Origin of the sequence: Microcystis sp. M090S1 (assembly GCF_020246295.1) — a bacterium.
Classification (GTDB): domain Bacteria; phylum Cyanobacteriota; class Cyanobacteriia; order Cyanobacteriales; family Microcystaceae; genus Microcystis; species Microcystis aeruginosa.
This window is the reverse complement of record NZ_JADBTF010000232.1, coordinates 1-3,882: the sequence shown is the minus strand read 5'-3', so window position 1 is coordinate 3,882 and position 3,882 is coordinate 1. Positions and strand designations below refer to the sequence as shown.

Annotated in this window: 8 protein-coding genes; 5 read left to right on the top strand and 3 right to left on the bottom strand. The window is 42.4% G+C overall.

Annotation, left to right across the window (positions count from 1 at the left end):
• A partial coding sequence (locus IM477_RS10475) for a hypothetical protein (RefSeq protein ID WP_287731643.1) occupies positions 1-231 on the top strand: 231 nt, incomplete at its 5' end.
• Here the strand turns inward: IM477_RS10475 and IM477_RS10470 are convergent.
• Complete coding sequence (locus IM477_RS10470) at positions 225-347, bottom strand: hypothetical protein (RefSeq protein ID WP_262382326.1); 123 nt, start codon at positions 345-347, stop codon at positions 225-227. The two genes, IM477_RS10475 and IM477_RS10470, sit on opposite strands and share 7 nt — an antisense overlap.
• A gap of 5 nt (positions 348-352) precedes the next feature.
• A complete protein-coding gene (locus IM477_RS10465) occupies positions 353-499 on the bottom strand; it encodes a hypothetical protein (protein WP_154663885.1) in 147 nt (48 codons plus the stop codon).
• Between the two features lie 63 nt (positions 500-562).
• On the opposite strand from IM477_RS10465, the gene IM477_RS10460 reads away from it, so the two are divergent.
• The 4 genes from IM477_RS10460 (at position 563) to IM477_RS10445 (ending at position 2,019) form a co-directional block, all read left to right on the top strand.
• Positions 563-766, top strand: coding sequence for a type II toxin-antitoxin system HicB family antitoxin (locus IM477_RS10460; protein ID WP_002734086.1), 204 nt, complete (start codon positions 563-565; stop codon positions 764-766).
• Positions 763-969, top strand: a complete 207-nt coding sequence (locus IM477_RS10455) for a type II toxin-antitoxin system HicA family toxin (RefSeq protein ID WP_002741035.1) — start codon at positions 763-765, stop codon at positions 967-969. Before IM477_RS10460 ends, IM477_RS10455 begins: the two co-directional genes overlap by 4 nt.
• Positions 970-1,327: 358 nt before the next feature.
• Positions 1,328-1,624, top strand: a complete 297-nt coding sequence (locus IM477_RS10450) for a hypothetical protein (protein ID WP_002753598.1) — start codon at positions 1,328-1,330, stop codon at positions 1,622-1,624.
• Positions 1,621-2,019, top strand: a complete 399-nt coding sequence (locus IM477_RS10445; RefSeq protein WP_002753596.1) for a type II toxin-antitoxin system VapC family toxin — start codon at positions 1,621-1,623, stop codon at positions 2,017-2,019. The genes IM477_RS10450 and IM477_RS10445 overlap by 4 nt, the downstream gene beginning before the upstream one ends.
• A 163-nt stretch (positions 2,020-2,182) precedes the next feature.
• Here the strand turns inward: IM477_RS10445 and IM477_RS10440 are convergent, their stop codons facing one another.
• Positions 2,183-3,730 (bottom strand): mercuric reductase, encoded by a 1,548-nt coding sequence (locus IM477_RS10440; protein WP_287731642.1) that lies wholly within the window; start codon positions 3,728-3,730, stop codon positions 2,183-2,185.
• Positions 3,731-3,882 lie beyond the last annotated feature (152 nt).

The window sequence follows — 3,882 nt, the reverse complement described above, 5'->3', positions numbered from 1 at the left end:
TTACCAATAACAACTAGAGAAACTGACATTTTTGAAGAACTTGCCCAACAGACAGGAGAAATGTACCCTGAGATTGAACCAACTGCGGTTGAGGTTGAAGATACCTTACCAATAACAACTAGAGAAACTGACATTTTTGAACAACTTGCCCAACAGACAGCAGAAATGTCTCTCGAAACTGAAGATGAGGCTGAAGAAATTTCCCCTACTAATGAAGGAGAAGCTTATTGATATTCCTGCCATTTCCCCGACCCCCGTTCGGTGAGGGATTGGGGTTTTCCCAACTGTGCGGCTGCTTCCCGCCAGAATTGTTCAAAGTTCTGCCGCAGTTCTCCAGTGGCAATCATTGATTTTAACGGGATAATTTAGTCAACAATTCCAAGAGTTTTTTACTATTAGGAGTCAAGAGAGTTCGACGATAGGCATCGGCGGCCTTTTTAATCGCTTCCGCTTGGGTGGGATAGTGCGATCGCATCGCCTGTAGGTTGGGTTGACGCAAGGAAACCCAACTTCCATATTCATATTAAAATATAGAGATAAGTTTTCAAAAATTCTGAACCTGATGAAAATCAAAGCTATTATTCATCCAGCCGAAGAAGGCGGTTACTGGGCTGAAGTTCCCGCTCTGCCCGGTTGTATAACAGAAGGAGATAGTATGGACGAAGTTGTCGATAACCTCCAAGATGCCATACAAGGCTGGTTAGAAGTTGCCAATGAAAGCAAACAACCTGAATCTAGGTCAGAAGTGATTGAAATTGCTGTATGAAATCAATATCAGGGAAAAAACTCTGTAAAATTGTTGAAAAAAAAGGTTGGATACTCAAAAAAATTACCAGTAGTCACCATATTTATGAAAAGGAGGATGAAGATAAAATTCTATCTATTCCTGTACACCGCAATCAGGACTTAAAAATTGGAACTTTAAAATCAATTATGAAAATAGCTCGATTATCGGAAGATGACTTATAAGCTTTCGTAGTTAATGTAACGCACCATCAATTTCCTAATATGCGGTGGGTTACGCTGTCACTAACCCACCCTACTGGTTTGTTTCAGCTAATTTGGTGTATTAGAAAAATGCTATAAATTCTATAATCTAAGACTTTAAGCCGAAATCTATTGCCCTATTTTAGTTGAAACAGTCCAGTAGGGTGCGTTAATGTTAATGTAACGCACCATCAATTTCCTAATATGCGGTGGGTTACGCTGTCACTAACCCACCCTACAGTGCTACTGTGAAGAGACAAGCTGATGTCCGAGGTTATAATGGTCAAAGAGTTAAAAAAGAAATTAATCTAATCAATAGCCACAATGAAGGTACAGCTAAATGAGTCAAGTCTTAACCCTAGAATTGAGCGATGAAGTCTATGCCGCCTTGCAACAGCAAGCTAAAATATTAGGTATCGACCTGTCAGAATTAGTAACAACTTCCCTTGAGCGACAGTATCGCTTAACAAAAGCTAAAGACCAACGCACGGAAGCCGAAAAAGAAGCAGCACGTCAACGCTTTCGAGCGCACGCTGGCTCAATTAGCGGCTATCCGACAGGAGCAGATAATGAAAGCATTGATGCTGACTTAGGGAGAGAGTATGGAGATACTCATGAGGAGACATCAAATCGGTGATACTCCTCGATACTTCTGGGTTACTTTGCTATGTCTATCGTGATCAACCAGGACATGAAGAAGCTGTCCAATTGTTAGATAGTGCAGGTAAAAGCATCACCCACAGTTACGTTTTAGCAGAGTTAGTTGCTCTAGCTCAAGTTCGGCGTTACCCGCGTTTAGCTACCCTAGAATTTATCACCGATTTGCTAGAAAATCCAGATATCGAGACAGTTTGGATAGATGAGCCTTTACATCGTGCTGCGGTCAAACTATTGATGGCACGGCAAGATAAGACTTATTCCTTATGTGATGCAGTTAGCTTTTTATTGATGCGTCAGTTCAATATTAATGAAGCATTAACCACCGATCGCCATTTTGAGCAAGAAGGTTTTCACCGTTTACTTGTATTCTAAAAAGGGCAGAGCTGCGTCAGGGGTTGGTATTTCTCCAACTGGTACTCTTGCCATTTCCCCGACCCCCGTTCGGTGAGGGATTGGGCGTTTCCCAACTGCGCGGCAGCTTCCCGCCAGAATTGTTCAAAGTTCTGCCGCAGTTCTCCGGTGGCAATAACTGATTTTAACGCGATAATTTAGTCAACAATTCCAAGAGTTTTTTACTATTAGGAGTCAAGAGAGTTCGGCGATAGGCATCGGCGGCCTTTTTAATCGCTTCCGCTTGGGTGGGATAGGGATGAATAACAAGAGAGAGTTTACGCAGTCCGATTTTAGCAACCATAGCGGTGGTAATTTGAGAAATCATCTCACCGGCGTGGGTGGCGACGATAGTGGCTCCTAAAATTTGGTCGGAGCCTTGTTTGTGAATAATTTTTAAAAAACCTGCTGTTTCCCCATCAGTGATAGCTCGATCGACTATACTCAAAGGAATTTTAATAGTATTAGTGGCCAATCCCCGGGCCTGTGCTTGGGTTTCATCCATGCCCACATGGGCGATTTCTGGGTCGGTATAAGTGACCCAAGGCATAACTAAATTACTGAGCTTATAGCGTCCGAAACCGAAGGGAGAAAAGAGGGTATTTTTAATCACAATACGGGCGGCCGCATCGGCGGCATGGGTAAATTTCCAATCCATACAGATATCACCGGCCGCATAAATTTTCGGGTTAGTAGTTTGCAGATAATCATTAACTTTGACTCCCCGACGAGTATCGTATTCCACGGCTACCGCTTCTAAATTTAATCCTGACACATTAGGCTCCCGGCCCGCACCGACTAAAATCTCGTCAACGGTGATAGTTGCTCCTTGACCGTTGCTTGTATATTCAATGGTTTTACCCCGCTCATTTGTTGTCACCCGTTCAATTTGGCAGCAGAGAATCAATTGCATTCCTTCCCGCAGCAAAGTATTCTCAATAATTTCGGCCGCTTCTCGGTCTTCTTTATTCAAAAGATGGGAATGATTATGAAATAAAATCACCTGCGCGCCTAACCGTTGAAAAGCTTGGGCTAATTCACAACCAATCGGCCCGCCACCGATAACAGCTAATCGGGGAGGTAATTCTGTTAGGGAAAAAATTGTTTCATTAGTATAAAATCCCGCTTCTTTTAGTCCGGGTATATCGGGATGAAAGGCCCCAGCACCAGTGGCAATGACGGCTTTTTTATAAGCGAGGGTTTTTCCCGCGACTTCCACGGCATTTTGTCCTAAAAAACGAGCGCTACCGAAGAAGACATCGATACCTAGTTTTTGGAAACGTTGCACCGAATCATGATGACTAATATCGGCGCGAATTTGCCGCATTCTGGTCATGACTCTGGCAAAATCTACCCTAGTATCTCCAATATCAATTCCTAATTTTTTGGCTTTCTCAATTTCCCCGATAATTCTAGAGGAACGAATCAGACATTTAGAAGGAACACAACCGAAATTGAGGCAATCTCCCCCCATGAGATGTTTTTCCACTAAAGCCACTTTTAAACCTATATCTAAACCCGCCGCCCCCGCCGCTACAACTAAACCCGCAGTACCCGCACCGATGACGACTAAATCATAACAATCTTGGGGTTGTGGATTGACCCAATCGGCAGGATGAACATAATTAACTAATTTTTGATTATGTTCGTCCACTGGGAGAACATTAACTTCCCTAGAGCTATTTTGAAACATATTAGACCTCTTGTAAAAATCAAAAATTGTTGTTAGGATTAGGAATCAGTAGCCAGTAGTCAGTAGTCAGGAGAATTAAGAATGAATAATAATCAGTTAAATGGTCTATTTACAGATTTTATGCAATTTAATTCTTATTTTTGCCGTTTTTG